At 74.1% G+C, this 25,945-nt stretch carries 26 protein-coding genes; 12 read left to right on the top strand and 14 right to left on the bottom strand.

Annotation, left to right across the window (positions count from 1 at the left end):
* Nucleotides 1–156 precede the first annotated feature (156 nt).
* Entirely contained in the window at nucleotides 157–1,584 is a 1,428-nt protein-coding gene (locus ADK52_RS06960) for a GNAT family N-acetyltransferase (RefSeq protein WP_053688885.1), read from the top strand.
* Between the two features lie 182 nt (nucleotides 1,585–1,766).
* The gene (locus tag ADK52_RS06955) at nucleotides 1,767–3,485 is read left to right on the top strand and encodes a DUF885 domain-containing protein (protein WP_053688884.1); all 1,719 of its coding nucleotides are present in this window, start codon (nucleotides 1,767–1,769) and stop codon (nucleotides 3,483–3,485) included.
* A gap of 86 nt (nucleotides 3,486–3,571) precedes the next feature.
* On the opposite strand, the gene ADK52_RS06950 is transcribed toward ADK52_RS06955, so the two are convergent.
* The gene (locus ADK52_RS06950) at nucleotides 3,572–4,099 is read right to left on the bottom strand and encodes a rhodanese-like domain-containing protein (RefSeq protein ID WP_053688883.1); all 528 of its coding nucleotides are present in this window, start codon (nucleotides 4,097–4,099) and stop codon (nucleotides 3,572–3,574) included.
* Nucleotides 4,100–4,193: 94 nt separating this feature from the next.
* On the opposite strand from ADK52_RS06950, the gene ADK52_RS06945 reads away from it, so the two are divergent.
* A complete protein-coding gene (locus tag ADK52_RS06945) occupies nucleotides 4,194–4,640 on the top strand; it encodes an Lrp/AsnC family transcriptional regulator (RefSeq protein WP_053688949.1) in 447 nt (148 codons plus the stop codon).
* A 47-nt stretch (nucleotides 4,641–4,687) separates the two neighbouring features.
* Here ADK52_RS06945 and ADK52_RS06940 read toward each other — a convergent pair whose 3' ends face one another.
* From ADK52_RS06940 to ADK52_RS06930, 3 genes are all read right to left on the bottom strand, one after another.
* Nucleotides 4,688–7,699: an AAA family ATPase gene (locus ADK52_RS06940; RefSeq protein WP_053688882.1), complete on the bottom strand. Its 3,012-nt coding sequence runs from the start codon at nucleotides 7,697–7,699 to the stop codon at nucleotides 4,688–4,690.
* Nucleotides 7,696–8,862: an exonuclease SbcCD subunit D gene (locus ADK52_RS06935; protein ID WP_053688881.1), complete on the bottom strand. Its 1,167-nt coding sequence runs from the start codon at nucleotides 8,860–8,862 to the stop codon at nucleotides 7,696–7,698. Before ADK52_RS06935 ends, ADK52_RS06940 begins: the two co-directional genes overlap by 4 nt.
* Before the next feature lie 122 nt (nucleotides 8,863–8,984).
* The gene (locus ADK52_RS06930; RefSeq protein ID WP_053688880.1) at nucleotides 8,985–9,611 is read right to left on the bottom strand and encodes a YigZ family protein; all 627 of its coding nucleotides are present in this window, start codon (nucleotides 9,609–9,611) and stop codon (nucleotides 8,985–8,987) included.
* A gap of 101 nt (nucleotides 9,612–9,712) precedes the next feature.
* Between ADK52_RS06930 and ADK52_RS06925 the strand changes: the two genes are divergently transcribed.
* Both ADK52_RS06925 and ADK52_RS06920 read left to right on the top strand, forming a co-directional pair.
* The gene (locus ADK52_RS06925) at nucleotides 9,713–10,117 is read left to right on the top strand and encodes a CoA-binding protein (protein ID WP_053688879.1); all 405 of its coding nucleotides are present in this window, start codon (nucleotides 9,713–9,715) and stop codon (nucleotides 10,115–10,117) included.
* A gap of 98 nt (nucleotides 10,118–10,215) precedes the next feature.
* Nucleotides 10,216–11,082, top strand: coding sequence for a DMT family transporter (locus tag ADK52_RS06920; RefSeq protein ID WP_053688878.1), 867 nt, complete (start codon nucleotides 10,216–10,218; stop codon nucleotides 11,080–11,082).
* Between the two features lie 23 nt (nucleotides 11,083–11,105).
* Here the strand turns inward: ADK52_RS06920 and ADK52_RS06915 are convergent, their stop codons facing one another.
* Complete coding sequence (locus ADK52_RS06915) at nucleotides 11,106–11,885, bottom strand: acyltransferase (protein ID WP_053688948.1); 780 nt, start codon at nucleotides 11,883–11,885, stop codon at nucleotides 11,106–11,108.
* A gap of 136 nt (nucleotides 11,886–12,021) precedes the next feature.
* On the opposite strand from ADK52_RS06915, the gene ADK52_RS06910 reads away from it, so the two are divergent.
* Nucleotides 12,022–12,573, top strand: coding sequence for a gamma carbonic anhydrase family protein (locus ADK52_RS06910; protein WP_053688877.1), 552 nt, complete (start codon nucleotides 12,022–12,024; stop codon nucleotides 12,571–12,573).
* A gap of 31 nt (nucleotides 12,574–12,604) precedes the next feature.
* Here the strand turns inward: ADK52_RS06910 and ADK52_RS06905 are convergent, their stop codons facing one another.
* The 4 genes from ADK52_RS06905 to ADK52_RS06890 form a co-directional block, all read right to left on the bottom strand.
* Nucleotides 12,605–13,252, bottom strand: a complete 648-nt coding sequence (locus ADK52_RS06905; protein ID WP_053688876.1) for a DedA family protein — start codon at nucleotides 13,250–13,252, stop codon at nucleotides 12,605–12,607.
* A 57-nt stretch (nucleotides 13,253–13,309) separates the two neighbouring features.
* On the bottom strand, nucleotides 13,310–15,823 hold the full coding sequence (locus ADK52_RS06900) for a glycoside hydrolase family 3 protein (protein WP_053688875.1): 2,514 nt from the start codon (nucleotides 15,821–15,823) through the stop codon (nucleotides 13,310–13,312).
* A 122-nt stretch (nucleotides 15,824–15,945) separates the two neighbouring features.
* A complete protein-coding gene (locus ADK52_RS06895) occupies nucleotides 15,946–16,146 on the bottom strand; it encodes a type II toxin-antitoxin system VapB family antitoxin (protein ID WP_053688947.1) in 201 nt (66 codons plus the stop codon).
* A 173-nt stretch (nucleotides 16,147–16,319) separates the two neighbouring features.
* On the bottom strand, nucleotides 16,320–16,772 hold the full coding sequence (locus tag ADK52_RS06890) for a DUF4442 domain-containing protein (RefSeq protein WP_181382609.1): 453 nt from the start codon (nucleotides 16,770–16,772) through the stop codon (nucleotides 16,320–16,322).
* Nucleotides 16,773–16,867: 95 nt separating this feature from the next.
* On the opposite strand from ADK52_RS06890, the gene ADK52_RS06885 reads away from it, so the two are divergent.
* Both ADK52_RS06885 and ADK52_RS06880 read left to right on the top strand, forming a co-directional pair.
* On the top strand, nucleotides 16,868–17,899 hold the full coding sequence (locus ADK52_RS06885) for a hypothetical protein (RefSeq protein ID WP_053688874.1): 1,032 nt from the start codon (nucleotides 16,868–16,870) through the stop codon (nucleotides 17,897–17,899).
* Between the two features lie 95 nt (nucleotides 17,900–17,994).
* Nucleotides 17,995–19,335, top strand: a complete 1,341-nt coding sequence (locus tag ADK52_RS06880) for an MFS transporter (protein ID WP_053688873.1) — start codon at nucleotides 17,995–17,997, stop codon at nucleotides 19,333–19,335.
* Here ADK52_RS06880 and ADK52_RS06875 read toward each other — a convergent pair.
* The 5 genes from ADK52_RS06875 to ADK52_RS06860 all read right to left on the bottom strand — a co-directional run bounded on the left by ADK52_RS06875 (nucleotide 19,322) and on the right by ADK52_RS06860 (nucleotide 23,358).
* Nucleotides 19,322–20,113, bottom strand: a complete 792-nt coding sequence (locus tag ADK52_RS06875) for a spermidine synthase (protein ID WP_053688946.1) — start codon at nucleotides 20,111–20,113, stop codon at nucleotides 19,322–19,324. The two genes, ADK52_RS06880 and ADK52_RS06875, sit on opposite strands and share 14 nt — an antisense overlap.
* Before the next feature lie 111 nt (nucleotides 20,114–20,224).
* Nucleotides 20,225–21,070: a patatin-like phospholipase family protein gene (locus ADK52_RS06870; RefSeq protein WP_053688872.1), complete on the bottom strand. Its 846-nt coding sequence runs from the start codon at nucleotides 21,068–21,070 to the stop codon at nucleotides 20,225–20,227.
* Nucleotides 21,071–21,164: 94 nt separating this feature from the next.
* The gene (gene tuf / locus ADK52_RS06865) at nucleotides 21,165–22,346 is read right to left on the bottom strand and encodes an elongation factor Tu (RefSeq protein ID WP_053688871.1); all 1,182 of its coding nucleotides are present in this window, start codon (nucleotides 22,344–22,346) and stop codon (nucleotides 21,165–21,167) included.
* A 93-nt stretch (nucleotides 22,347–22,439) separates the two neighbouring features.
* A complete protein-coding gene (locus tag ADK52_RS42875) occupies nucleotides 22,440–22,589 on the bottom strand; it encodes a hypothetical protein (RefSeq protein ID WP_199828460.1) in 150 nt (49 codons plus the stop codon).
* A 52-nt stretch (nucleotides 22,590–22,641) separates the two neighbouring features.
* Nucleotides 22,642–23,358, bottom strand: coding sequence for a DNA alkylation repair protein (locus tag ADK52_RS06860; RefSeq protein WP_053688870.1), 717 nt, complete (start codon nucleotides 23,356–23,358; stop codon nucleotides 22,642–22,644).
* A gap of 49 nt (nucleotides 23,359–23,407) precedes the next feature.
* On the opposite strand from ADK52_RS06860, the gene ADK52_RS06855 reads away from it, so the two are divergent.
* The 4 genes from ADK52_RS06855 (at nucleotide 23,408) to ADK52_RS06845 (ending at nucleotide 25,899) form a co-directional block, all read left to right on the top strand.
* On the top strand, nucleotides 23,408–24,133 hold the full coding sequence (locus ADK52_RS06855; protein WP_053688869.1) for a TVP38/TMEM64 family protein: 726 nt from the start codon (nucleotides 23,408–23,410) through the stop codon (nucleotides 24,131–24,133).
* Nucleotides 24,134–24,181: 48 nt separating this feature from the next.
* Nucleotides 24,182–25,060, top strand: a complete 879-nt coding sequence (locus tag ADK52_RS06850; RefSeq protein WP_053688868.1) for an undecaprenyl-diphosphate phosphatase — start codon at nucleotides 24,182–24,184, stop codon at nucleotides 25,058–25,060.
* Nucleotides 25,061–25,182: 122 nt separating this feature from the next.
* Complete coding sequence (locus tag ADK52_RS41190) at nucleotides 25,183–25,359, top strand: hypothetical protein (protein WP_099893904.1); 177 nt, start codon at nucleotides 25,183–25,185, stop codon at nucleotides 25,357–25,359.
* A gap of 69 nt (nucleotides 25,360–25,428) precedes the next feature.
* Nucleotides 25,429–25,899 carry a nuclear transport factor 2 family protein gene (locus ADK52_RS06845; protein WP_078988039.1) on the top strand — a complete coding sequence of 157 codons (471 nt, stop codon included), beginning with the start codon at nucleotides 25,429–25,431 and terminating at the stop codon, nucleotides 25,897–25,899.
* Nucleotides 25,900–25,945: the final 46 nt, after the last annotated feature.

Genomic DNA, 25,945 nt, shown 5'->3' with positions numbered 1-25,945 from the left:
CTCCGCCACCCCGGACCCGGCCCCGCCCCGCCGCTGCGGCTTCCGGATGCCCACGCCCCTCTCGAAAAACCGGGCGAAATCGGCCAGACGGACACTTAACCAGTCGGACACAGATCGTTCGTGATCACGCAACACCCCTGCGTCACAGTGGCATGCATGACTGAACGCAACCACGCCCCCGCCCACCGCCACCACCGCCACCACTGGCGCCGCGACCTCGTCGAACTGGCCGCGCTGTTCTGCGCCGTCGCGGTCGCCGACGGCATCGCCAATCTCGTCGCGCACGGCCCCCACGGCCCGGTCCTGCTCATCGCCTCGGCCGTCGCGCTCCTCGTCACGACCGCGTTCCACACCTGGTGGGCACGCCGCCACAGCCATGCACCGCCGCCGTCGAGTACAGCGCCCTCCGATCCGGCCCCCGGTACGACCGCGGCCACGTCCGCATCGGGGTCCACATCCGAGAGCGCGACCGCCGCCACGACCTCCCTGTGGCGGATGCGGACGACCGTACGGGACGAGCCCGGCAGCCTGGCCGCGATCTGCAGCGCGCTCGCCCACCACGGCGTGGACATCCTGACCCTCCAGACCCACCCGCTCCCCGAGGGCGGCACCGTCGACGAGTTCCTGCTGCGCTCCCCGCAGCAGCTGGCCGCCGCCGACCTCTCGCGCGCCATCGCCGGGGCCGGCGGCCACAGCACCTGGATCGAACGCGCCGACGCGCACGACCTGGTCGACACCCCGACCCGGGTCCTGGGCCTGGCCACCCGCACCGCCCTGGACGCCGCCGAGCTGCCCCTCGCCCTGCGCCAGCTGCTCGGCCGCTGCACCATCCACTCGATCCCGGCCACCACCCTCTCCGGCCGCCCCAACGCGGGCGCCGACGCCCCGGTCGAGGGCGTCCTGGAGGCGACGGTGATGCGGCTGCGCGACCCCTCGGGCGGTGCCATCACCGTGGAGCGCCCCTACCTGCCCTTCACCCCGACCGAGTTCGCCCGCGCCCGCGCCCTCGTCGAACTCGACGCCCGACTCGGCCCGCGCGTGCCGCGCAGCCAGGACGTGCTGACCCTGCCCGAGGGCAACGAGATCACCGTCCGCCGCGCCGACGGCTCCGATCTCGCCGCCGCCCGCGCGATGCACGACCGCTGCTCCGAGCGCACCCTGGGCCTGCGCTACCACGGGCCCGTCGCCGACGCCGACCGCTACCTCGGCCACCTGCTGAGCCCCCGGTTCGGCCGTACGCTCGCCGCCACCACCGCGTCCGGCAAGCTCGTCGCCCTCGGCCACCTGCTGTGGGACGGGGACGAGACCGAGGTCGCGCTCCTGATCGAGGACGACTGGCAGCGCCGCGGGATCGGCTCCGAACTTCTGGGCCGCCTGATCGCGCTGGCCGTGGAGGCCGGCTGCGACAGCGTGTACGCCGTCACCCAGTCCTCCAACACCGGCATGGTCGCGGCCATGCGCGGCCTCGGTCTCCCCCTCGACTACCAGATCGAGGAGGGCACCCTGGTGATCACGGCCCGGCTGGACGCGACGCCGGTCGCCTCCCGGGTCGCTTACGAGCTCCCGCGCGCGCAGCAGCCGTAAGGCCGGCAGCACCCGTGCTGGACCCGTCCACCGGGATCGCTTCGAGTGGCGTGAAATCGCCCCCGGACGCACGCCGTTGACCGCACGGGAGCGGTACCACCGCTCCGCCGCTCCCGTGCACGTCAGGAGGCTGAAAGCGAACGGTGATGACGCGGGGCCGTCCCACGTACGAAGATGGCCGCATGTCAGAGACCCTTCGCAGCGACAGCGCCTCCCGGCTGCCCCGCCAGGTCGCCGACGCATACGTCGACGACCTCATTGCCATCGATCCGATCGCGGGCACCTATCTCGGTGTCGCCGCGTGCTCCAGCCGGCTCCCGGACTTCTCGCCCGCCGGCCGTGCGGCCGCCGCCGACCTGTCCCGTGCCACCCTCGCCCGCCTCGACGCCGCCGAGCGGCTGCCCGGCGCGGACAGCGACGCCGAGCGCCGCTGCGGCCGCCTCCTGCGCGAGCGCCTGAACGCCGAACTCGCGGTGTACGAGGCGGACGAGGACCTGCGGACCGTCAGCAACATCCACTCGCCCGCGCACGCCGTCCGCGACGTCTTCACCCTGACCCCGTCCGACACGGACGAGGACTGGGCCGCGATCGCCGAGCGCTTGCGCGCGGTCCCCGCCGCCCTCGCGGGCTACCGCGAGAGCCTCGGACTCGGCCTGGAACGCGGCCTGTACGGGGGCCCGCGCGCCACCGCCACCTTCATCGACCAGCTCACCACCTGGGCGGGCGAGGACGGCGACGGAGCGGAGAGCGGCGGCGCGGACTTCTTCGGCGAACTCGCGTCCCGCGGCCCGGAGGCGCTGCGCGCCGGGCTGGAGGAGGCGGCCGCCGGAGCCACCGCGGCCGTCGCCGGACTCCGCGACTGGATGCGCGACGTGTACGCCCCCGCCGTCGCGGACGCGCCGGACCCGGTGGGCCGCGAGCGCTACGCCCGCTGGTCGCGGTACTTCAACGGCACGGACCTGGACCTGGACGAGGCGTACGCCTACGGCTGGTCGGAGTACCACCGGCTGCTCGCCGAGATGAACGCCGAGGCCGCCAAGATCCTGCCGGGCGCGGGTCCTTGGGAGGCGCTGGCCCACCTCGACGAGCACGGCACGCACATCGAGGGCGTCGACGAGGTCCGGGCCTGGCTCCAGGGCATCATGGACGAGGCCATCGAGAACCTCGACGGCACCCACTTCGAGCTCGCCGAGCGCGTGAAGCGGGTGGAGTCCATGATCGCCCCGCCGGGCGGCGCGGCGGCCCCGTACTACACGAACCCCTCGGAGGACTTCTCCCGCCCGGGGCGCACCTGGCTGCCGACGATGGGCCAGACCCGCTTCCCGTTGTACGACCTGGTCTCCACCTGGTACCACGAGGGCGTTCCGGGCCACCACCTCCAGCTCGCGCAGTGGGCGCACGTCGCGGACCAGCTCTCCCGCTACCAGGCCAGCGTCGGCCTCGTCAGCGCCAACGTCGAGGGCTGGGCGCTGTATGCGGAGCGCCTGATGGACGAGCTGGGTTACCTCAAGGACGCCGAGCAGCGCCTGGGCTACCTGGACTGCCAGATGATGCGCGCCGCGCGCGTCATCGTGGACATCGGCATGCACCTGGGCCTGGACATCCCGGCGGACTCGCCGTTCCACCCGGGCGAGCGCTGGACGGTGGACCTGGCGCAGGAGTTCTTCGGCCTGCACAGCGGCCGGCCGGCGGACTTCATCGACAGCGAGGTGACCCGCTACCTGTCGATGCCGGGACAGGCGATCGGCTACAAGCTGGGCGAGCGGGCCTGGCTGCTCGGACGGGACAACGCCCGCGCCGCGCACGGCGACTCCTTCGACCTGAAGGCGTGGCACATGGCGGCGCTGTCGCAGGGCTCGCTGGGCCTGGACGATCTGGTGGACGAACTGTCGAAGCTCTGACCGACCGCGGTCACGCGTACGGGCCGCCCGTTTCCCTCGCGAGGGAGCGGGCGGCCCGTACGGCATTCCTGGCCGAAAGCGGACGGTCAGCAGCCGCAGTCGTCGGAGTCGGTCGGCGCGGTCAGCGGGTCCGCCTCGGCGCGCTGCCGGCCGCCCTGCCAGGTCTCGACCTCGAAGCCCTCGCGGATCCAGTACTCGATGCCGCCGAGCATCTCCTTGACCTGGAAGCCGAGCTGGGCCAGGGCGAGCGCGGAGCGGGCGCCCCCGTTGCAGCCGGGGCCCCAGCAGTACGTGACCACGGGAAGGCTCTTGTCGAGGAGCCGCTCGGCCTGCTCGGGGATGAGGGCGGTCGGCAGGTGGAGCGCACCCGGCACGTGGGCCTGGTCCCAGGCCGGGGTGGAGCGGGAGTCGACCAGCTGGAAGCCGAGCTCGGCGCCCTGCTCGCGGTGGGCCTTGAAGGCGGCGGCGACATCGGACACGTCCGCGTGGAAGGCGAGGCTCGCGGCGAAGTAGGCGGCGGCCGCGGCCGGGGCGGCCGGGGGCACCCGGAGCACGGGGTTGGTGGCGGGAGCGGGGGCGGCGGCCGGGGCGGCGCTGTTCTGTGTCGTCGTCATGGCTCTGAATCTACGAGCCGCTGATCATCCCGGGAAGTGTCTTTCCCCGGCCTTCCCCTTGTTCGGCCGGGGATTCCCCTGCTACACCTGCCTCATGACCGACTATTCCCCTGACGCCACCGACTGGCGCATTCTGACGGCCCTCCAAGAGGACGGGCGGGCCAGCTTCGCCGATCTCGCGCGCGCCGTCTCGATGTCCGCGAGCGCGGTCACCGAGCGGGTGCGCCGTCTGGAGGAGGCGGGCGTGATCACCGGGTACACCGCCGTGGTGGACGCGGAGAAGCTGGGCAAGTCCATCCTGGCGCTGGTCCGGCTGCGCTATCCGCACGGCAACTACAAGCCGTTCCACGACCTGCTGGAGGCGACCCCGGAGATCCTGGAGGCCCACCACGTCACGGGCGACGACTGCTTCGTGCTCAAGGTCGCCACCCGCTCGATGGGCCATCTGGAGGAGGTCGCGGGCCGGATCGCGGGCCTCGGCTCCGTCACCACCAGCATCGTGTACTCCTCACCGCTGTCCCGCCGCCCGCTCAGTCCGTGAGGGACGCGTTCACCGTGCTCAGTCCGTGAGGGACGTTCTCACCGTGCTCAGTCCGTGAGGGACGCCGTGCGGTGGCGGACCACCGAGCCGCCGCGCTGCTTGACGATCTCCAATTGGGCCTGGACGCGGGTCCGCAGGTCGGCGACGTGACTCACGATGCCGACGCTGCGGTCCCGTTCGCGCAGCGAGTCCAGTACGTCGAGCACCTCGTCGAGCGCCTGGTCGTCGAGGCTGCCGAAGCCCTCGTCGATGAACAGGGTGTCCAGGCGCATGCCGCCCGCCTCGTCGGTGACCACGTCGGCCAGGCCGAGGGCCAGGGCTAGCGAGGCGAAGAAGGTCTCACCGCCCGACAGCGTGGCCGTGTCCCGCTCGCTGCCGGTCCAGGCGTCCACCACGTGCAGCCCGAGGCCCGAACGCCCGCGTCCGCTCGCCTTGGCGTCGGAGTGGACGAGCGTGTAGCGGCCGCCGGACATCCGCAGGAGCCGTACCGTCGCGGCGGCCGCGACCTGCTCCAGGCGGGCTGCCAGGACGTACGCCTCCAGCCGCATCTTGCGCTCGTTGTCGGCGGAGGTGCCCGCCGTGAGCCCGGCGAGGCGGGCCACCCGGTCGTACGCCTCGCGCAGCGGGCCCAGCGCGCGCAGCTCCTGCTCCGCCTGCCGGGAGAGCCGGTCCAGCTCCGCGCAGCGCACCCGGGCCGCGTCCACGGCCGACCCCGCCGTACGGAGCTTCGCCGCGGCCCGGGCTTCGTACGCCTCGGCGGCATCGGGCGCGGCCGGGGGCAGCGTCGCGGCGAGGGCGGTGTCGGTCTCGCCGAGGCGGTCCGCCAGCATGGCCTCCTCCGCCTGCCAGGCGTCCATCCTCCGTTGGAGAGCGGTGCGTTCGTAGTCCGGGAGGACCGCGTCGGCGGCGGCCTCGGTGGTGTCGAAGCCGGCCTTGAAGGCGGCGTCGGCGAGCTGGGCGTCGGCCTCCTTGAGCCGGGCTGCGGTGTCCTCGGCCCGGCGCAGCGCGGCCGCGGCACCGGTGACCATCCGGACCCGGTCCTCCAGGGTCCGGGCGCGGGCCGCCACCGTGGGCGCGTCCCCCCGGACCAGGGCCAGCTCGGTCTCCAGCGCGGCCTGCTCCCCGTCCAAGGCCTCGCGCCGGGAGGCCCGGCCGGCGGCCCGGCGTTCGGCGTCGAGCCGGTCGGAGCTGCGTACGGCGTGCTCCCGCTCCGCGCCGGCCAGCCGCTCCCGGGCGGCGTGCAGCCCGGCCGCCGCGGCATGGGCTGCGGCGTGCCGGGAACTCAGGTCCGAGGTCAGCGCGAGGAGTTCCCCGGTGGTGGCCTCCCCGGCGGCCGCCGCGGCCTCGGCCCGCGCCTCCTGGACGGCGGCGAGTTTCCGCTCGACGGCGGCCCGGCGCTCCTCGGCCTGCTCGTAGCGGGCGTGGGCGGTGTCCTCGGCGGCCCGGTCCACGTGTCCGGGGGCCGGGCGCGCCGGAGCGGGGTGCTCCGCCGATCCGCACACCGTGCACGCCTCCCCCGCCACCAGCGCCTCGGCGAGCTCGGCGGCGATCCCGCGCAGCCGGGCCTCCTTGAGCTCCAGCCAGCGCTCCCGGGCGGCGGTCGACTCCTCGCGCACGGAGAGCAGTTCGCCCTCGGCGCGCTGCGCGTCGGTGTCCAGCGCATCCCGGCGCCGGGCGGCGTTCAGGTGCAGACGGGCCGGCTCCAGCCGTCCCGCGAGCTGCTCGGCCAGCGTCGCGGCCTGCTGGGCGGCGTCCACCCGCTCGGCCAGCGCGGCCCGGGTGGCCTCCCAGCGGGCGAGCCAGTCGGCGGAGTCCCGCAGCTGCTCCTCGGCGTCGCGGGCCTCCCGTTCCAGGGTGGCCCGCTCGCGGCCGATCTCGGCGCTGCGCTGCTCGGCGCGCTGGGCGGCGCCGAGCGCGCCGAGGTCCTCGCGCAGCCGCTGCTCGACGGCGGACAGCTGCTCGGTGCCCGCCTCGGCGAGGGCCGGCGGGAGTTGCTCGCGGGCGGCGGCCTCCGCGTGGGCGGCGGACAGGTGGGCCGCCGACGCGGCTCCGCGCAGTTCCAGGGCGGGGGCCACCAGGGCGCCCCGCCGGGCCCGGTCCAGCAGGGCGCGGACCCGCGACCGCTCCGGCTCCGCCCCGTCGAGCAGGGCGGTGCGGCGGGCCGTCTCGGCGTGCCGGCGCTGGAGGCGGTCGAGCTCCCGCGCCTCTTCGGCGGCCCGCCGGGCGGCGGCGTGCCGGCCCTCCACGGCGGCCAGCGCGTACTCGGCGACCGTCAGCCGCTCCCGTGCGGCGCAGCGGGCGACGGCGGCCCAGGCCCGGACGGCCCCGGCCAGCCCGGGATCGCCCGGCTGGTGCCCGGGCAGCGGCCAGGCCCGCAGGTCGGCGCTGTCCCCGGCGGCCTGGGCGAGCCGCTGGGCGGTGCCGAGCACCTTCTCGTCGCCGGCGCGGACCTTGGCCTCGGCGGCCCGGCGGCGCTCGGCGAGCAGCGCCTCGACGGCGGCGAAGCGGCGGGTGTCGAAGAGCCGGCCCAGCAGCCGGCCCCGCGCCGCCTCGTCGGCCCGCAGGAACTTGGCGAACTCGCCCTGCGGCAACAGCACGACCTGGCAGAACTGCTCGCGGCTCATGCCGAGCAGCTGCTCGATCTCCTCGCCGATCTCCTGATGGGAACGGCTGAGTGCCTGCCAGCGTTCCCCGTCGTACTCGCGCAGCCAGCTCTGCGCCTTGTCCTTGGTGGTGCCCGTGCCGCGCTTCTTGGGCCGGTCCTGCTCGGGGCGCCGGGTGATCTCCAGGCGCCGCCCGCCCGCGGTGAGTTCGAGGGTGACCTCGGTGGGCGTCCCGGCGTCGGCGTGGTCGCTGCGCAGGCTGGTGCCGGGGGCCTGGCGGGGGCCGGGCACCGATCCGTACAGGGCGTAGCAGACGGCGTCGAGGACGGAGGTCTTGCCCGCGCCGGTGGGGCCGTGGAGCAGGAAGATCCCGGCGCCGGACAGCGCGTCGAAGTCGATCTCCTGGGGTTCGGCGAAGGGGCCGAAGGCGGTGATCCTGAGCCGGTGCAGCCTCATCGGCGGGTCTCCTGCCGGCTGTCGTCCGCCCGTACGTCCTCGAAGGCGCCCTGGAGCACGGCCCGTTCGGCCTCGTCCGCCACCCCGCCGCCGCGCACGTGCGCGACGAAGTCCTCGGCGATCTCCTGGTCGCTGCGCCCCTTGAGGCGCTGGGCGTACGAGGCCCCGCCGGACTCCTCCCGGCCCTCGGGGTCGAAGGCGAGGCTGAGGGTGTGCGGGAAGCGGGCGGCGAGCCTGGCCATGGGGTCCTCGGGCCGGACCGGGTCCGTGAGGGTGGCCTCGATCCAGGAGTCCTCGTACGCGTCGTACGCGGTCTCCTCCAGCAGGGTGTCGAGCCGTCCCCGGAGCCGGGCGAGCGGGCGCGGCACGGGGGTGTCGACGCGCTCGGCGGTGATCTCCCCGGCCGGGCCGAGGTCGACCAGCCACATGGTCTTGCGGTGGTCGGCCTCGGAGAAGGAGTAGGCGAGCGGGGAACCGGAGTAGCGGACCCGTTCGTTGATCGTCTGGCAGCCGTGGAGGTGGCCGAGGGCGGCGTAGTCCACCCCCTCGAAGACGGAGGCGGGCACGGCCTCGACCCCGCCGACGGCGATGTCGCGCTCGCTGTCGCTGGCCAGCCCGCCGGTGACGAAGGCGTGGGCGAGGACGACGGAGCGGGTGCCGGGGGCGCGGGCGGCGAGGTCGGCCCGGACCAGGTCCATGGCCGCGCCCAGCACGGCCTCGTGGCTCACCTTCGGCGCCGCGAACCGGTCCTTCACCAGGGCGGGCTCCAGGTACGGCAGTCCGTACAGCGCCACCTCCCCGTGTACGTCGGCCAGCACCACGGGGTCGGCGCAGCCCTCGGGGTCGGTCCTCAGGTGGATCCCGGCCCGGCCGATCAGCCCGGCGCCGACGCCGAGGCGGCGGGCCGAGTCGTGGTTGCCGGAGATCATCACGGTGGGCACGCCGAGGTCAGCGAGCCGGTGCAGGGCCCGGTCGTACAGCTCGACGGCGGGCAGCGGGGGCACGGCCCGGTCGTAGACGTCGCCGGCGACGAGGACGGCGTCGACCTCGTGTTCGCGGACGGTCTCGACCAGGTGGTCGATGAAGGCGGCCTGGGCTCCGAGCAGGTTCACGCGGTGGAAGGACCGCCCCAGATGCCAGTCGGAGGTGTGCAGGAGCCTCACTCGCCGGCCCCGCCGGACGTCTCTCCGCACATGTTTCTTCCGTCCCCCTGGTCGTCCCGGTCGTCTCCCGCTCGCTGAGCCCCTCTACGCTAACGCGTCACCGGGGCCCCCGAGCCACGTCCTCAGGACGCGTACGTCTCCCCGCCGAGGGTCAGGGTGGCGCTGCCCGCCGTACTGTCGGCGAGCCAGGCCTCGAAGGCGGGCAGGTCCGCCTCGGGCAGGGCGACCTCGATCTCGACGGCGGCCCCGTAGCGCAGGTCCACCACGGTGCGGCCGGTGGAGCGCAGGTCGTTCTGGGTCTTGCCGGCCCGCTGGTGGTCCACGGTGACGGTGGCCAGCCGGTAGCGGCGGCGGGTGAGGGTGCCGAGCTCGTCGAGGGCCTCGCCGACGACCCCGCCGTAGGCCCGGATCAGGCCGCCGGCGCCGAGCTTCACGCCGCCGTAGTAGCGGGTCACCACGGCCACCGCGTACCGGATGTCGCGGCGCATCAGCATCTGGAGCATGGGCACCCCGGCGGTGCCGCCGGGCTCCCCGTCGTCGCTGGCCTTCTGGACGGAGGCGTCGGCGCCGATGACGTAGGCGAAGCAGTTGTGCGTGGCGGTGGGGTGCTCCTTGCGGACGCGCGCGATGAACTCCTGCGCCTCCCGCTCCGTCGCGGCGGGCGCGAGCGAACACAGGAAGCGAGAGCGGTTGATCTCCGCCTCGTGCACGCCCTCACGGGCCACCGTCACGTACTGGTCTGACTTCACCGCTCCACCCTACGGGGAATCGGACATGCGTCCTTTCGGTTGATCACGGATGCGGGCCGGATCGCCGGGCCGCGTCCGGAAGGCAACAGGAGGCGGCAACCGTGTACGGCGACCCGGCAACCATCCGCAAGATCCTCACCGAGCTCGGCGACACCTGGGCCGTGGTGGGCCTGTCCAACAACCGGGACCGGGCGGCCTACGGGGTGGCCCGCACGCTCCAGCGGTTCGGCAAGCGGGTCGTCCCCGTGCACCCGAAGGCGGAGACGGTGCACGGCGAGCAGGGGTACGCCTCGCTCGCGGAGATCCCGTTCAAGGTGGACGTGGTGGACGTCTTCGTGAACAGCCACCTGGCCGGGGCCGTCGCCGACGAGGCCGTGGCCGCGGGGGCGGACGCCGTCTGGTTCCAGCTCGACGTGATCGACGAGGCGGCCTACGCCCGTACCCGCGAGGCCGGCCTGGACATGGTGATGGACCGCTGCCCCGCCATCGAGATCCCGGCGCTCTGACCGGCCCGTCCGCGGTGGCACGGTGCGGCTGAACTACCGTGCGGGGTGTTGCGCACCGCACTCCCCCGTTCACCGCTCCGTACTGCGAGGCCCCTGTCATGACCGCCCTCTTCGCCCTGGCCACAGCCGTGCTGTGGGGTCTCGCCGACTTCGGCGGCGGGCTGCTGACCCGCCGGCTGCCGGCGCTCACGGTGGTCGTGGTCTCGCAGGTCCTCGCCGTCGTCGCGCTGGGCGCGGTCGTGCTGGGTACGGGCGCCTGGCGGGAGGCAGGGCCCCAGCTGTGGTTCGCGGTCGCGGCGGGCCTGGTCGGGCCGGTCGCCATGCTCAGCTTCTACAAGGCGCTGGCGCTCGGGCCGATGGGCGTGGTCTCGCCGCTCGGCTCGCTGGGGGTGGTCGTGCCCGTCGCGGCCGGGCTGGCCCTGGGCGAGCGGCCCGGGCCCGGCCAATTCGCCGGGATCGCGGTGGCCGTCGTGGGCATCGTCCTCGCGGGCGGCCCGGAGCTGCGCGGTGCGCCCGTACAGCGCCGGGCGGTCGTGCTGACGCTGACCGCGGCCTTCGGGTTCGGTGCGGTGATGGCGCTGATCGCGCAGGCGTCGAGCAGCGTCACCGGGCTCTTCCTCGCCCTGTTCGTCCAGCGGGTCACCAACGTGGCCGCGGGCGGCGCGGCCCTGTGGGTCCGGACCCGGCGGGGCGCGCCGGCCCTGCCCGCGGGGACGGGCCCGCGGATGCTGTGGGGGCTGCTGCCCGCGCTGGCCTTCGTCGGCCTGGCCGACGTCGCGGCGAACGGCACGTACTCCGTGGCCGCCCAGCACGGACCGGTGACCGTGGCCGCCGTACTGTCCTCGCTCTACCCGGTGATCACCGCGCTCGCCGCCTTCGTCGTCCTCAAGGAGCGGCTGCGGACGGTCCAGGCGGCCGGCGCCGGGCTGGCCCTCGCCGGAACGGTTCTGCTCGCCGCCGGCTAGCGGGCCAGGGGCGTCAGGACCCCCTAGCGCGGGTCCGCCGAGGGCTGCTCGGCCTCCGTCAGCAGGGCCACCGCGCGCAGCTGCTCCGGCGTCACCCCTTCCGGGATCGGCACCGGCGCCGGGGTCCGCAGCGGCGGCTGCCAGCCCGTCTCCGGCTGCCACCGACGGACGATCCGCGCGGGCGCCCCGGCCACCACCGCGTGGTCCGGCACCTCGCCCCGTACGACGGCCCCCGCGGCCACCACCACGTTGCGGCCCAGTCGCGCCCCCGGCAGGATCACGGCGCCCGTGCCGAGCCAGCAGCCCGGGCCCACCTCCACCGGGGCGCTGCGCGGCCACTGCTTGCCGACGGGCTCGTGCGGATCGTCGTAACTGTGGTTGGTGGAGGTGATGTACACCCCGGGGCCGCAGAAGGTGTCGTCGCCGATGGTGATCCGGGTGTCGGCTATGACGTGGGTGTCCCGGCCGAGCACCACGCCGTTGCCGAGGACCAGCACCGGCTCGGTCCCGAGGTCGAGCCCCGGCATCATCCCGGCGGTCAGCGTGACCTGCTCCCCGATGATGCAGTGTTCGCCCAGGCGGATCCACGGCTCTCCGAAGACGGTGCCCTGGGGGAAGGCGAGGCGGGTGCCGTGCCCGATCGCGCCGAAGCGCAGCCGTCCGGGCGTCTGCGCGGTGACCGCACCGGCCTGCTGCATCCAGCGCCAGCCGGCGTGGACCGCGCGGTTGGCGAGCCTGCGGCGCAGGGCGTTCAGCGCGGTCAGGGCCGTCAGCGATGAGAACGTGTTCTGGTTCTTCGGCACCGGGTCACCGTAACGCGCCGAGCGCCGGGTGCGCGCCGTGATCTTCACCCCATCGCCGGTCGGACCGGGCCCGTGCCCTACCGTGCCGGTAGCGCGACAGCAGGGCACTCCAGCACACAGGACTGAGGAAGAGAACATGACGTATCACGCGGACCGGGGCCAGGCACTCGTCGCGGGCGTGGGCGGCAAGAGCCCGCGGATCGACCCCACGGCCTTCGCCGCGCCGACCTCGGTCGTGGTCGGCGACGTCACGATGGCCCCGAATTCGAGCATCTGGTACTCGGCGGTGCTGCGGGCCGACTGCGGCCCGATCTCGCTCGGCGCGGACAGCAACGTGCAGGACAACTGCACGCTGCACGTCGACCCCGGGTTCCCGGTCTCGATCGGCGAGCGCGTCTCCATCGGCCACAACGCGGTGGTGCACGGGTGCACCGTCGAGGACGACTGCCTCATCGGCATGGGCGCCACCGTCCTCAACGGCGCGGTGATCGGTGCCGGCTCGCTGGTCGCCGCGCAGGCGCTGGTCCCGCAGGGCATGGTGGTCCCGCCCGGTTCGCTGGTCGCGGGCGTGCCGGCCAAGGTGCGGCGCGAGCTGACCGACGAGGAGCGCGAGGGCATCAAGGTCAACGCCCTGATGTACGCGGACCTGGCCAAGCAGCACCGGGCCGCCGTCCAGCCCCCGCAGTAGCCCTGCGCACGTACGCGCGCCCCGCGGCCGGCTACTCGGCCGCGGCGGCCGCCGTCTCCGTCGCCGCCTCGGCCGCGGCCGCCTTCTTCATCCGGCTGCGCAGCACCAGCGTCACCGTGAGGCCGATCACCAGGGCCAGCACCAGCGCCACCCAGGAAAAGCCCTTGAGCCACGGCTCCGCGACGATGCCGATGGTGTAGATGACGGCCGTGGTGCCACCCGCCCACAGGATTCCGCCGAGGATGTTCGCGACGAGGAACCGCCAGTACGGCATGTGTAGGACACCCGCCAGCGGGCCGGCGAAGATCCGCAGCAGGGCCACGAACCGCCCGAAGAAGACGGCCCACATGCCCCACTTCTCGAAGGCGCGCTCCGCCTGGGCCACGTGCTCGGGACCGAAGTGCTTGGGGAAGCGCCGGCCGAGGCGCTCCAGCAGCGGCTTGCCGCCCCTGCGCCCGATCGCGTAGCCGATCGAGTCGCCGACGATCGCCCCGGTGGACGCGCAGATCCCCAGGACCACGGGGTCGATCTCGCCGTGCTGCGAGGCCAGCAGCGCCGAGCTGACCAGGATGATCTCTCCCGGCAGCGGGATGCCGAGGCTCTCCAGCCCGATGACCAGACCCACCAGGAGATAGATGCTGACCGCCGGAATCGTCTCCAGCCATTCCTGGATGTGCACCGGTACGTCCTCCCGAATCGCGGGGGCGCGTCCCCTGTGACACGCCGAACGGGCAGCCTATCTGCTCTTGACCACAGCCTTTGCCCGCAGGTGGAGTTCGCGGGAGGAACGGCCCGCGAACACTTCACGACGGCCTGAACCGAGCACCCAGGCATGCGCTTCGGGGTCCCAGGAGGACAGGGTGCGGGCATCGATGTCGAGGACCACCTGCTGCGCCTCGCCGGGTGCCAGCGCGAGCCGCCGGTAGCCGGCCAGTGCGCGCACCGGCTGGTCGAGTTTCAGCTCGGCGGAGGGGCCGACGTACACCTGGGCCACCTCGGTGCCCTTGCGGTGCCCGGTGTTGCGGACGGTGAACTCCACCCGCAGCCCGCCGCGCTCGGGCCGCACGGTCAGGTTCTCGTACTCCCAGGTCGTGTACGAGAGCCCGTGCCCGAACGGGAACAGCGGGGCCACCCGCTGCGCGTCGTACCAGCGGTGGCCGACGTGGACGCCCTCGCCGTACTCCTGCCGCCCGCCCACCCCCGGGTAGCGCACCGGGTCCCCGCCGACCGGGGTCGCCTGCTCGTCGGCCGGGAAGGTCTGGGTGAGCCGGCCGCCCGGGTCCACGTCTCCGAAGAGGACATCGGCGGTGGCTCCGGCGCCCTCCTGGCCCGGGTAGTACATCTGGAGGACCGCTCCGGTACGGGGGAGCCACGGCATGGTCGTACTGGAGGAGGTGTTGAGCACGACCGTGGTGCGGGGGTTCACGGCGGCGACCGACTCGATCAGCCGCGGCTGCCCGCCGGGCAGCCCCAGTGAGGTGCGGTCGGTGCCCTCGGTGGCGTCCTCGTAGGCGAACAGCACGACGCTGTGCGCCTGCTCGGCGGCCTTCACGGCCTCGGCGAGGTCGGCGGCGCGGGTCGCGTTCGTGGTGTGCCGCAGCCGGAACCGCTGGCCCTCGTCCCCGCCCTCGGCGAAGACGGAGAGCCGGTGGGTGCCCGCCGTGAGGGCGAGGGTGCGGCGGCGGACGGCGAGCCCGTCGGGCGCCGCGCCCAGGAGCCCCCCGGCGAACTGCTCGGCCACCCCCTGCCGGCCGGGGAAGAGCTCCTCGCCGTCGAGGCGCACGCCGGGACGCTTCCCGGTGTAGTGGACGAGCAGCGTCCACTCGTCGTCCGCGGCGAGCGTGAACTCGCCCTCGTGGCTCCAGCTCCGCCCGGCCTCCACGCGCCGGTCGGCCAGGTCGGCGGCCGGATTCAGCAGCTTCGCCGGGAGCGGGCGCCCGTACAGGTCCTCGCCGAGCGCGTAGCGCACCGTGCTGCCGTTGCCGGCGCGCCGCCTGATGGCGTCGAGCGGGGCGGGCGCCTGGTCGGGGACCACGTGTGCGCCGCCCCCGCCGCTGACGAAGGGCAGCTGCCCGGTGGGTCCGATCACGGCGATCGAGCGGGCCGCGGCGCCGGTCAGCGGCAGGGTGGCGTGCTCGTTGCGCAGCAGCACCGCACCCGCGGCGGCGACCCGGCGGGCGACGCGGGCCCCGGCGGCGGCGTCGCGGGCGGGCCGGGCCGGGGGGCGCGCCGCGAGCAGGCCGAACCGGTCCATGGTGGCCAGGATCCGGCGTACGGCGAGGTCCACGGTGTCCTCGTGGACGGAGCCGCCGCGCACCGCCTGCCGGAGCGGGGCGCCGTAGTGGGTGCCGCCGGGCATCTCCATGTCGAGGCCGGCGCCGATGGCGGCGACGGTGCTGTGGGCAGCGTTCCAGTCGGACATCACCCAGCCGCCGAACCCCCACCGCCCGCGCAGCAGTTCGTCGAGCAGGGGCTTGTTCTCGCAGGCGTACGTGCCGTTGACCTTGTTGTACGCGCCCATCACGGCGCCGGCCCCGGCGGCGACGGCGGCCTCGAAGCCGCGTAGCTCCGTCTCGTGCAGGGTCTGTTCGGCGGCTACGGCGTCGACGGTGTCGCGGCCCTGCTCCTGGTTGCTCAGGGCGAAGTGCTTGACGGTGGCGATGAGCCCCTCGTCCTGGATGCCGCGGACCACCTGCGCGACGAGGTCCGCGGTCAGCCGGGGGTCCTCGGCGAAGGTCTCGAAGTTCCGCCCGGCGTAGGGGGTGCGGATCAGGTTGGCCATCGGGGAGAGGAGCACGTCCTGGCCGAGCGCCCGGCCCTCGCGGCCGATGACCCTGCCGTACTCGCGGGCCAGCGCCGGGTCGAAGGCGGAGGCCAGCATGACGGGGGCGGGCAGTGCGGTGGCGGGCCTCGCGACCCGTACCCCGGCCGGCCCGTCGGCGAGCCGCAGCGCCGGGATGCCCAGGCGCGGTACGCCGGGGACGTACCCGGCCTGGCCGAGCGGGGCGGGGTCCGGTCCACCGTGCAGCAGGGCGGTCTTCTCCTCCAGGGTGAGCCGCTCCAGCAGGGCGTCGATGCGGGCGGCGCTGCCGGGCCGGGCGGCGGCTCCGGTCGCCGCGGCGGATGCCGAGGCCTTGCGGGGGCCCGCGCCGCCGGGCGGCACCGCGGCCACGCAGCCGCCCGCTCCCAGGGCGGCGCCCACCGCCCCGAGCAGCCCGATCGCGCGGCGTCTGGACACGGCCTCGCTCATCGGCGCTCCCTGCGGCTGCGGCTCGGGTCGGCGGGAGCGGCCCGCGCCGGACCGCTCCCGCCGACCACTGTGCGCCGCCGCCCCGCCCGGGCCCGCCGGACGCGCCACCGCCGGCCCGAGTTTCAGCCCTGCGGCGGCGGCTCCAGGGCGTCGGCGTCGCGGCGCGGCCCGTCCTGCGCCTGCACGCGCGCCTCGGTGCGGTGCCCGCGCGCGATGTAGTCCCGTACGACGGCCTCCACCGCGTCCTGGGGCGAACCGATCCCGGCGAGGACCATCACCTCCACCACGAGCTCGGCGTCGAGAGTGATGTCGACCTTGGCCACGGCCACCTCCGGTTCACCGCCCGCGGACTCCAGCCCCCGTGCCTTCCCCGGGCCCGCGCGCCGGAAAACACGGAACCCGCCCGGGACGCGGTTTCCCCTCGTCCTCGGGCGGGTCCCCGACCGGCGGCTGCGCCGCGGGCAGCCGCGTACGGCGGCCGGCGTACGGCGGCCGGTTACGCGTTCGGGCGCAGGGTCCAGACGACGGTCATCTCACCGGTTACGGCCTCGTCCTCGCGCTGGATGGCGATGGTGACGGGGAACTCGGGGCGGCCGCCCGCGTCGAGTTCGGCGATGACCTCGGCGGCCGGGCGGCCGAGGGTGGCGGTGGCCGTCACGACGCCCTTGGCGAGCTTCTTGTAGCCGATCTCGGCCTTGACGGCGAGGGGCACGGCGCGCGAGAGCTGGTCGCCGAAGGCGGCCAGGACGATCGCGCCGCTCGCGGACTCGGCGAGGGTGAACATGGCGCCGGCGTGCGGGCCGCCCACGTGGTTGTGGTAGTCGGGCTGGTCCGGCAGCCGGACGACCGCACGCTCGGGGGTGGTCTCCAGGAACTGGAGGTTCAGGGTCCGGGCCATCGGCACCGTCGCGGCGAGCAGTTCGCCCACGTTCATCTGATCTGCGCTCATGGAACGCGATGTTACCCGTGAGTAGACACCCTGGCCAGACCTTCACACGGGGCGGGCGTGCCTGCCCACACCCACTCCCACTATCGTTACCGGCCATGTGGCCAGGACAGCAGCAGCCGCCCGGGGGACAGCAGAACCCTCAGGACGCGCATCAGAACCCGTACCAGCAGCAGGGGCAGCAGGGACAGCAGCCGAACCCCTACCAGCAGCAGCAGCCCGGCTACGGATACCCGCAGGCCGGCTACCAGACCCCGCCGCCGGTGCAGCCGTGGGGCCAGCCGACGCAGGCGCAGGCACAGGCCGTGCAGCCTCCGCAGGGCGGCGGGAGCCCCTTCGCGACGAAGACGGTGGCCATCGTCGCGGCGGCCGCGGTCGTCGTGGTGGCCGCCGCCACCGGCGCGTTCGTCCTGACCCGGGACGACAAGAAGAACGACGTGGCCGACAACAAGCCCGCCGCCTCCTCCTCGGCGCCCTCCTCCGCCGCGCCCGCCTCGCCCGGCGCCAACCCGCGCGCGGGCGGCGACATCAAGCCGGTGATCGCGGGCTGGAAGGTCGTCGTCAACCCGACCCACGGCACCGCCTTCGACGTTCCGCCCGAATGGAACGTGCTCAGCGCCGGCATGTCCGTGGGCTTCGAGGACGAGACGAAGAAGGACGGCTCCCCCTTCGTCATGATGTCCGCACCGGCCTACTTCAAAGAGGACTGGTGCAAGGTCGACTCCAACAAGGACGGCCGCGAGGAGACCAAGGCGCTCGCCGGTACCGGCACCAAGGGCGGCCAGGGCGCCAAGGACACCGCGCAGCTCTCGCGCAACGCGGCCGGCAGCTGGGTGTACGCCGCGTACGGACAGCCGCAGCCCACGGAAGTCGCCAAGATCTCCGAGGCCAAGGAGTACACCACCCTTTCGGGTCTCAAGGGTCACGTGGCCACGGCGACCGTGAGCGGTCTGCCCAAGGCGACCAAGTGCGACTCCGACGGCAAGAGCATCTCGTTCAGCTTCAAGAACGACAAGGGTGACTTCGCCAGCTGGGTCCTCTACAGCGCCACCGGCGTCCCGGGCGAGGTCCCCCAGGAGACGATGGACAAGATCCTCAGCTCGGTGCGCCTCAACAGCACCGGCGGCTGACCCACCCGCCGACCCCTTCGGCACCATTCGTCCCACCCCGCGCCCCGGGCCCTAATCCGTTTGGATTCTCGGCCCGGGGCGTGGATAGTCCGGGGGTGAGCTCTCCCCCCACCGCCCCGTCCCGTACGACCGCACACCGCCGCCGGCCCCCCTGGGCGGGCCGCAACTACACCCTTCTCACGGGCGCCGCGGTCGTGACGAACCTGGGCAGCCACGGAGCGCTCATCGCCTCTGCCTTCGCCGTCCTGGAGGCCGGCGGCTCCGGCGGCGACGTCGGCCTGGTGGCGGCGGCCCGTACGCTCCCCCTCGTCCTCTTCCTGCTCATAGGCGGCGCGCTCGCCGACCGGCTGCCGCGCCACCACGTGATGGTCGCGGCCAACGCCCTCAACTGCGTCTCGCAGGCGGCCTTCGCCGTCCTCGTCCTGACCGGCCACCCGCAGCTGTGGCAGATGATGCTGCTCACCGCGCTCTGCGGCACGGGCCAGGCCTTCTTCAACCCGGCCGCCGAGGGCATGCTGCTCTCCAGCGTCTCCGGCGAGCACGCCAACCGCGCCTTCGCCCTCTTCCGGATGGCGATGAACGGCGCCGGCATCGGCGGGGCCGCCCTCGGCGGAGCCATGATCGCCGCGATCGGCCCCGGCTGGGTCCTGGCCGTGGACGCCGCCGCGTTCGCGATCGCCGGTGCCCTGCGCGCCTTCCTCGACGTCAGCCGTGTCTCCGGCCGGGCTCCCGGCGGCGGGCTGCTGGCGGACCTGCGGGAGGGCTGGGTGGAGTTCCGGACCCGGCCCTGGCTGTGGAGCATCGTGCTCCAGTTCTCCGTGGTCGTCGCCGTCGTCGGCGCCGCGGAGGCGGTGTACGGGCCGCTGGTCGCCCGGGACCAGCTGGGCGGGCCGGCCCCGTGGGGCCTGGCTCTGGCCTTCTTCGGCATCGGCACCATCGCCGGGGCCGTCCTGATGATGGTGTGGAAACCGCGCCGGCTGCTGCTGGTCGGCACCCTGTGCGTCTTCCCCCTGGCTCTGCCCTCGGCAGGCCTGGCGATCCCGCTGCCCGTCTGGGGCCTGTGCACGGTGATGTTCGTCAGCGGGACCGCCATCGAGGTGTTCGGCGTGAACTGGATGACGACCATGCACCAGGAGATCCCGGAGGAGAAGTTCTCCCGCGTCTCGGCGTACGACTGGTTCGGCTCGGTCTCGATGCTCCCGCTGGCGACCGCCGTGGCCGGCCCGGTCGAGTCGGCCTTCGGCCGCACCTCCGCCCTGTGGGGCTGCGCCGCGCTGGTCGTGCTGGGCACCGCCGCGGTCCTCTTCGTCCCGGACGTACGCCGCCTGACCCGCAAGCCCGCTCCCCCGAAGGCCGCAGCGGTCCCGGCCCCCGCGTCTCGGGCCGCCGGCGCTCCCGACCCGGCGGACGCGCCCACCGGCGTCAGCCCAGGCTGAACGCGCCCTCCGGCGGCTCCGGCGAAGCGACCGCGTCCGCGTCGGCCACCGGCACCGCCCCCTTCATGAACCGGGCCAGGGCCGCCCCCTCCTCGACCCGCGCCGCGAACGCGTCCGCGGCGCACCGCCGGGACAGCGCGGCCACCGGCAGCTCCGCGTCCGAGGCGAGCAGTACGGCGTTCCCGAACCGCCGCCCGCGCAGCACCCCCGGCTCCGCTACGAGCGCGAGCTCCGCGAACACCGCGCCGAAATTGGCGAGCTGGGCCCGCAGGAACTCGAACGGCGCCCCGTCGGCCAGATTCGCCGCGTACACCCCGCCCGGCCGCAGCACCCGCGCCGCCTCCCGCGCGTACTCCACGGAGGTCAGCTGCGCCGGTACGCGCGAGCCGCCGAACACGTCGGCGACGAGTACGTCCGCGCTGTCCGCCGCCGCGCCCTCCAGCCAGGCCCGCGCATCGGCGGCGTGCACCGTGACCCCCGACCCGGCCGGCAGCGGCAGGTGCTCGGCGACCAGCTCCACCAGTGCGGCGTCGAACTCCACGACCTCCTGCCGGGAGCCCGGCCGGGTCGCCGCCGCGTAGCGGGGCAGCGTCAGCGCGCCGCCGCCGAGATGCAGCAGGTCCAGCGCGGCCCCGGGCTCCGCGACGCAGTCCAGGACGTGCGCGAGCCGCCGTACGTACTCGAACTCCAGGTGCCCGGGATCGTCGAGGTCCACGTACGACTGCGGCGCGCCGTCGACGGTCAGCAGCCAGGCCCGCTCCCGGTCCACGTCCGGCATCAGTTTGGCGGTGCCCTGGCCCACGTCCCGGATGACCGGGATCTGTTCGTCGCTCACCGCACCATTGTCCGGCAGGCGGCAGGCGGCAGGCGGCAGGCGGCAGGCGGCAGGTCAGCCCGCCCAGACGGCGGCCGCCTCGGCGGCGTGCTCCGCGGCCTGCGCGAGCCCGGCCCGCGCCGCCGGGTCCCGCCGCGCCGGATCCAGGACGTTGCGCCCGAAGGCCCTGCGGGCCTGCGCGGACGGGGTGATCAGCAGCACCTGCGCCCCCGCCTCGCGCAGCAGCGCCGCCTGGGCGGCCGGCGAGGGGACCAGCCCGGATCCGAGCGCCATCGGCGCGAGGATCACCACCCGCGCGCAGCCCGAGGCGAGGTCGGCGTTGGTCGCCGACCGGATCCCGCCGTCGATGAACCGGCGCCCGCCTACCGTGGCCGGCGGCCACACCCCGGGCACCGCGCAGCTCGCCGAGACCGCGTCGACCAGCCCGGCCCCGCTCTCGCGGTCGAAGGCGGCGAGTTCGCCGGTGAGCGCGTCGACGGCGGTGACGACGAGCCTGCGCTCGGGCCACGCGTGCGAGACGAGCCGGGCGGCCAGCACCTTGCGCCGCTCCGCCTCCTCGCCGGTTTCGGCGGCGAGCGCGAGGGCGCCGACCCGCCTGCGGTAGCTCTCCGGATCCCGCGAGCGCACCATCGCGACGGCGTACCGGGCGATGAGCCCCGTACCGAGCCGGGCGACGACCTCGCCGCCCGGGTCGCCGAGCTGGCGCTCGTACAGCTCCCGCGGGGTGAGCAGCCCGGAGGTGAGCTGGGCGCCCACCACCGAGCCGGCCGAGGTGCCGACGACGAGGTCGGCGGCGGTCAGGTCCACGCCCGCCTGCGCGAGCCCGTACAGGATCCCCGCCTCCCAGCCGATGCCGGTGAGTCCCCCGCCGCCCAGCACCAGTGCCGTATCGCCGCTCATCCCGGCCCGCCCCTCTCCGTACGCCCGTGGTGACGGCAGTCTGGCGCAACCGGACCGCCGCCACCACGGTGGGGCCGGCGCCAAGGGCGGCGCCTCAGTCGAGCACGGCCGTGACCGTCCCCGCGCCGACGGTCCGCCCGCCCTCGCGGATCGCGAAGCCGAGCCCCGACTCCAGCGGTACGTCCCGGCCGAGCTCGACGGTCATCGCGACCGTCTCCCCCGGCCGGGCCATCCCGGCCGCGCCCAGGTCCACGTCCCCCACCACGTCGGCGGTGCGGATGTAGAACTGCGGCCGGTACCCGGACGCCACCGGGGTGCTCCGCCCGCCCTCCCGCGCGGAGAGCACGTACACCTGCGCGGTGAAGCGGCGCCTCGGTACGACGCTCCCGGGCGCGGCGACCACCTGCCCGCGGCGTACGCCGTCCCGCGGCACCCCGCGCAGCAGCAGCGCGACGTTGTCCCCGGCCTCGGCGGACTCCATCGGCTTCCCGAAGGTCTCCAGGCCGGTCACCACGGTCTCGACGGGCTCTCCGTCGCCGCCGAGGATGCTCACGCGGTCGCCCATCCGGACGCCGCCGCGCTCGACGGCACCGGTCACGACCGTCCCGCGCCCGGTGATGGTCAGCACGTTCTCCACCGGCAGCAGGAACGGCGCGTCCGTGTACCGCACCGGCATCGGCACGTACGTGTCCACGGCGTCGAGCAGTGCCTCGATCGCCGCGGTCCAGCGCGGGTCGCCCTCCAGCGCGCCGAGTCCGGAGACCCGTACGACCGGAGCGCCGTCCCCGCCGTAGCCGTTGGCGGTGAGCAGCTCGCGGACCTCCAGCTCGACCAGGTCGGTGAGCTCGGGGTCCCCGGCGTCGGCCTTGTTGAGCGCGACGACGATGTGGTCGACGCCGACCTGCCGGGCGAGGAGCACGTGCTCGGCGGTTTGCGGCATGACCCCGTCGAGCGCGGAGACGACGAGGATCGCCCCGTCGAGCTGGGCGGCGCCGGTGACCATGTTCTTGACGTAGTCGGCGTGCCCGGGCATGTCCACGTGGGCGTAGTGCCGGGTGTCGGTCTCGTACTCGACGTGCGTGAGGTTGATGGTGATGCCGCGGCGGGCCTCCTCGGGGGCCCGGTCGATGCGGTCGAACGGCACGAAGGAGGCGCCGCCGCGCTCGGCGAGGACCTTGGTGATGGCGGCGGTGAGGGTGGTCTTGCCGTGGTCGACGTGACCCATGGTGCCGATGTTCAGGTGCGGCTTGGTACGCACGAAGGCCGTCTTGGCCATGATGTCTTCCCGATTGCTTCCGAAGCTGGAGACGGGACCCCTGGAGCTAACCGACCCTCCCCCTGTGGGGTCCGCCGGACGATCCGGGAAGGGTCAGCTTCGTGCGCCGTCGAATGCGGCGAAGGCGGTTGCCTCGAAGGTCTCGAAGGTCTCGAAGGTCTCGAATGCCTCGAAGGGGAAAGCGGCAGCCTTCGGCGCGTCCGCGACTGCGGACGGCGCTGCGGGGAAGGCGTACCGGGACATGCCCCAGATCCTGCCGGAGCGCCCCCGCCGCGTCGAACGAATTACCGCGCCGTCAGAGGTTCTTGAGCGCCTCGCGCACCGACAGCGGGGAGAGCGAGTCCCGTTCCGCCTCGACGAAGGCGCGGACCGCCTCCGGGTCCGTCTTCGCGTACTCGCGCAGCGCCCAGCCGATGGCCTTGCGGACGAAGAAGTCCGGGTGGCCGCACTGGCGGCGGCAGTACGCGAAGAGGCGACCGGTGTCCGTCGCGGACTTGTAGCGCAGCTGGTGGAGGAGGGCGGTGCGGGCGAGCCAGAGGTCCTCGTCCCCGATCCACTCGTCCATCACGGCTGAGAGCTCGGGGTCGGCGGCCACCAGCGGGCCGGCCGCGTGCGCCGCGAGGAGGTCGACGGTGTCCCACCACGGGACGGTGACGATCAGCCGGCGCACCACCGGCAGGAAGCCGGAGGAGCAGACCCGGACGTGGCGGCGCAGGTAGTCCACCGCGAAGTAGTGGTACTCGCGCTCGGGGAGCTCCCAGCACCGCAGCACGAGCGCCGCGACGTCCGCCTCCGCCGGCTGGGCGCTCCGCTCGGTCACGGCTTTCGACAGTGCGCGCCGCAGCGGGGTGCGGATGCCGAGGAAGGGCGCGACGTCCTTCATGTACGCGGCCATGGCCCGGGCCCGTTCCGGGTCGGCGGCCGCCGCGTACGTCGTCGTGAGGCGGTCCATGAGGGTGTCCGCGAGGGCGCTGCGGGGGACCTTCGGGGGTCGCTGGTCGTTCGGCCGCATGAGGCCCAGATTACGGCGCGACGCCGTATTCGTCGGTTAGTCTCCCCGGATGTCCCTCCTCCTCGCGCCGTGGACCCGGCTGTCGCTGCTCGTCGTGCTGCTGCTGGCGGCCGGCGTGTGCGTCGTGCTGTACGAGCCCCAGCGCATCCTGTCGGAGGGCCGGCCCCCGGGGCTGCCGGTCGGTGCGGCGGTGCTGCTGTTCGCGGCCGCGTACGGGGTGGGCACGGCGGCCCTGGTGCCGCGCCCGCTGCTCAACCTCGCGGCGGGAGCCGTCTTCGGGATCCCCTTCGGCCTGGCCGCGGCGGTCGGCGGATCGGTCATCGGCGCCGGGATCTCCTTCGGGCTGGGCCGGATGATGGGCCGGGACGCCGTGCGCCCGCTGCTGCGCGGCCGCTGGCTCCGGGCGGCCGACGACCAGCTGGCCCGGCACGGCTTCCGCTCGATGCTGGCGGTCCGGATCTTCCCGGGCCTGCCCTTCGCGGTCGCCAACTACTGCGCCGCGGTGTCCCGTTGCGGCTGGCTGCCGTTCCTCCTCGCAACGGCGATCGGTGTCGTCCCGAACACCGCCGCGTACGTGGTCGCGGGCGCGAGCGCCTCCTCCCCGGACTCCCCCGCCTTCCTCGCCTCCTTCGGCTTCATCGCGGTCTCCGCGGTGGCGGCCGCGGTCGTCGGATGGCGCGGGCGGCACCGGCTGGCGCCCGTACCGGCGTGCGAAAAGCACGATCCGGCGCCCGTACACCCCCCTGTGGTCAGCGCCGCTCCCCACGGGCCCTAGCATCGGACCCGAACTGTCCGACGATCACAAGGACGAGCACACCCCGACATGAGCTGGTTCGAATCCCTAATCCTCGGTCTCGTCCAGGGGCTTACGGAGTTCCTCCCGATCTCCTCCAGCGCCCATCTCCGGCTGACCGCGGCATTCGCCGGCTGGCAGGACCCGGGCGCGGCCTTCACCGCGATCACGCAGATCGGCACCGAGGCCGCCGTGCTGATCTATTTCCGCAAGGACATCGCGCGGATCATCTCCACCTGGTTCCGCTCGCTGTTCAACGCGTCACTGCGCTCGGAGCAGGACGCCAAGATGGGCTGGCTGGTGATCGTCGGATCGATCCCGATCGGTGTCCTCGGCGTCGCGTTCAAGGACCAGATCACGGGCCCGGCCCGTGACCTGCGCCTGACCGCCACCACCCTGATCGTGATGGGCGTCGTACTCGGCATCGCGGACCGGCTGGCCGCCCGCGACGAGGAGGGGGGCCGGCACCGCGCCATCCGCGAGCGCAAGACGCTCAAGGAACTGGGCGTCAAGGACGGCCTGATCTTCGGTCTCTGCCAGGCGATGGCGCTGATCCCGGGTGTCTCCCGCTCCGGTGCGACGATCTCCGGCGGTCTGCTGCTGGGCTTCACGCGTGAGGCGGCCGCCCGCTACTCGTTCCTGCTCGCCATTCCGGCCGTACTGGCCTCGGGGGCGTTCGAGATCAAGGACGTGGTCGAGAGCCCGGGTCACATCACCTGGGGGCCGACGATCTTCGCCACGGTCATCGCCTTCTTCGTGGGCTACGCCGTCATCGCGTGGTTCATGAAGTTCATCTCCAGCAAGAGCTTCATGCCCTTCGTGATCTACCGGATCGCCCTGGGCATCGCGCTGTTCGTGCTGATCGGCCTGGGCGTGCTCAGCCCCTTCGCCGCCGAGTCGGCCGGCTGACCCGCCGCCGCTCACCGCTTCGCGTGAACCGGAGGCCGCTCGGGAACGTTCCCGGGCGGCCTCCGCGTCGTTGTGCCTGAAGAGACCTGAACAGACCGGAAGGCAATAGCAGGGGGTGTCCCGTGGGTCGAGTGGTGCTGGAGCGGTTTCCGGCCGGAAGTCCGAGGGGAAGCTGGCCCGCCGAGGAGTACGCGGCGGAGCGGATGCGCGAGGGCGTGCCCGCCGAGGTGGTGATGGACCTGGCCACCGACGCGTTCCTCGTCGTGGTCCGGCAGCGGGAGGCGCATTCCGGTCACTGATCCACCGCGCGCGGATCCGGAGCGCGCACGCCCCTTGGCCTCGCCGCCCCGCGCCCCCACACTGACCCGATGACGCAGCGTGTGGATCTCGCCACGGTCATGGACCGGATGGCGATCGACGAGGTGGTCACGGGGTACGCGGTGGCCGTGGACGACGGCGACTGGGCGGCGTACCGCGCGCTGTTCACTCCCGCCGGGCGGGCCGACTACGGCTCGGCGGGCGGGATCGAGGGCCCGGCCGCCGACGTCGCGGACTGGCTCGCGGAGACCATGAAGCTCTTCCCGGTGCGCCAGCACCTCATCGTCAACCGGCTGATCCGGCTGGAGGACCGGGGCGGCTGGCCCGGCGACCGGGCCGAGGTACGAGCGGACTTCCTCAATCCGATGCGGCTGGCCGGACCCGAGTTCGACGGGACGGTGACCGCGCCGAACTTCGTGGCCGCCGGCCGCTACACGTTCGCCCTCGCCCGCACGTCCGACGGCGGCTGGCTGCTCACCCGCGTCACCGTCCACGAGAAGTGGCGGCACATGACCGCTTAACCGTCGACCCTGCTCGGGCGGCCGTCCGGACGGCCCTGTTCCACAC

Source organism: Streptomyces sp. WM6372 (assembly GCF_001279655.1).
Lineage (GTDB): Bacteria > Actinomycetota > Actinomycetes > Streptomycetales > Streptomycetaceae > Streptomyces.
Note: the sequence above shows the minus strand (reverse complement) of the source record. Positions and strands in the feature narration are given on the sequence as shown.